2 protein-coding genes are annotated in these 2,178 nt (G+C 69.2%); both read left to right on the top strand.

The genetic code is table 11. The features are described from left to right. A partial coding sequence (locus tag AC2VOK_RS16910; protein ID WP_428901514.1) for a cellulase family glycosylhydrolase occupies window positions 1-1,150 on the top strand: 1,150 nt, incomplete at its 5' end. Between the two features lie 187 nt (window positions 1,151-1,337). Further along, window positions 1,338-2,178: chloride channel protein (locus AC2VOK_RS16915; RefSeq protein ID WP_428901515.1), on the top strand; the 841-nt coding region annotated here is incomplete at its 3' end.

Here is a 2,178-nt window from a genome sequence, read left to right on the forward strand (position 1 = left end):
CGCCTACCTCGACTCGATCAACCAGACCGTTGACCTCTTGGCGAACAACGGCGTTTACACGATCATCGACCTGCACCAAGACGCTTACAGCACCGCATTCGGCGGAGAAGGTATCCCGCTCTGGGCGACCGAGGCCGGCGGGGCGCCCAACCCGCAGTTGCCGTTCCCGCTCAACAATCTCTTCGACCCCGCCGAACTGCACGCCTGGGATATGTTCTGGGCCAACGCCGATGCGGCCAACGGGATCGGTATCGAGGACAACTACGCCCAGATGGCCGAGTACGTGGCGAACTACTTCAACGGCAATCCCGATGTCGCCGGCATCGAGGTCATCAACGAGCCGAACCCCGGCACGCAGTGGCCGCTGGCGGCGTTGGGCGACCCGTTCTTCGGTCGCCAGGAGCTCACGCCGTTCTACGACCAGGTGGGTGAAGCGATCCGGGCGGTCGACCCGACCACGCCCGTGTTCTACGAACCCAGCATCACCGCAGAATTCGGTGTGTCGCCGGTCAATCTGGGCACCGTGGACGTCTCCAACGGTGTGCTGTCGTTCCACGACTACTGCGACGTCAACGTGGGCGCACTGTGCATCCCCGACGTCGGCGAAATCGCGAACGCCGCCGTGCAGTACGCGCATACGCACGACATTCCGGCGTTCATGACCGAGTTCGGTTCGAACGTTCACACGCAGCTCGTTGAGCCGATGAGACTCGCCGACAGGGATCTGGTGGGCTGGACGGAGTGGGCGTTGACCGGCGAGAACGACATCACCGGCTCGCCCAACACCGAGTGGCTGGTGAAGAGCCTCTCGGAGCCGCTCACCGGCTCCAACGTCAACACCGCCACGCTGGACACGCTCTCTGAGCCGTACCCCCAAGTGATCTCGGGGACCCCGACGTCGTGGTCGTTCTCCGGCGGGGTGTTCGACTTCAGCTATTCGACGGCCAGGGTTGACGGTCTGGGCGACTTCGCGGCCGGCTCGCAGACCACGATCTCGGTGCCTCAGGTGGAGTTCCCGGACGGCTACACCGTGGCGGTCACCGGCGGCACCGTCGTCTCGGCTCCCGATGCCGCCCAACTGCTCATCGACTCGGATGCCGGCGCCGACACCATCAACGTCGTGGTCAGACCGGCCGCGTCGGCTTCCTGAGCGTCATCCGCTCAGAACGCCCCGGCCCCGGCACGCAGACGCCTGCGCATCGCGTCGTCGGGGTAGCCGAACCGAACCGGTCGGCCAGGTGTGCGCCGTCCCGTCGGACTTGCCTGTCTGGTCGCCGGCGCCCGTCTGAGAGACTGGGTGCCGGACGGGCTTGCCCAGCGTCGAAGGAGAACGGTTGATGACCGCGCCGACGGCAGGCCCCGGCCAGCCCGACGATTCGATGCGGGGCTCCCTGCTCATCTGTGTCGTCGCGACCGTCGCGGGGGTGGCCATCGGTTTTGTCGGCGGCGCCTTTCGCTGGTGTCTGCAGGCCGCCGAGCACCTGCGCGTCGACTTCGTGGACTGGGCACACCGGTTGCCCGGCCCGGGCTGGCTGGTTCCGCTGGCCGCCGCCGCGGCCGGCGCCACCCTGGCCGCGCTGGTCGTGCGGTGGGAGCCGCTGGCCGCCGGCAGCGGTATCCAGCACGTCGAGGCGGTCTTCCGGGGCGACGCCCGGCCACCCCTGATCCGGCTGCTGCCCGCGAAGTTCGTGGGCGGCCTGCTGGCGATCGGCTCGGGGCTGGTGCTGGGCCGCGAGGGTCCGACGGTGCACATGGGCGCGGCGATCGGCGCCGAGACCGCGCGCCGGGCCCGGCTGCCCGATGCCGAGGTCAGGATGATGCAGACGGCGCTGGGCGGGGCGGGACTCGCGGTCGCCTTCAACGCACCGATCGGCGGCACCCTGTTCACCCTCGAAGAGGTGACGAAGTCGTTCCGGGTGAAGACCGTGCTGGCGACGCTCATCGCGGCGTCCGCGGCCGTCGGGTGCGCCCGGCTCGTCCTGGGCAACCATCCCGACTTCCAGGTGGCGCCGATCGGGGCCCCCGACGTGGTGTGGCTGCCGCTCTTCGTCGCGTTCGGCCTGCTGACCGGGGCCCTGGGCGCCGCCTACAACCGGTTGGTGCTGTGGTTCGTCGACCACGTCGCCGCGCTGGGCCGGGTCCCGGCCCCCGCGAAGGCGGCGCTGATCGGCGCGGTCA

It is taken from the genome of Mycobacterium sp. TH-M116 (genome assembly GCF_057473685.1).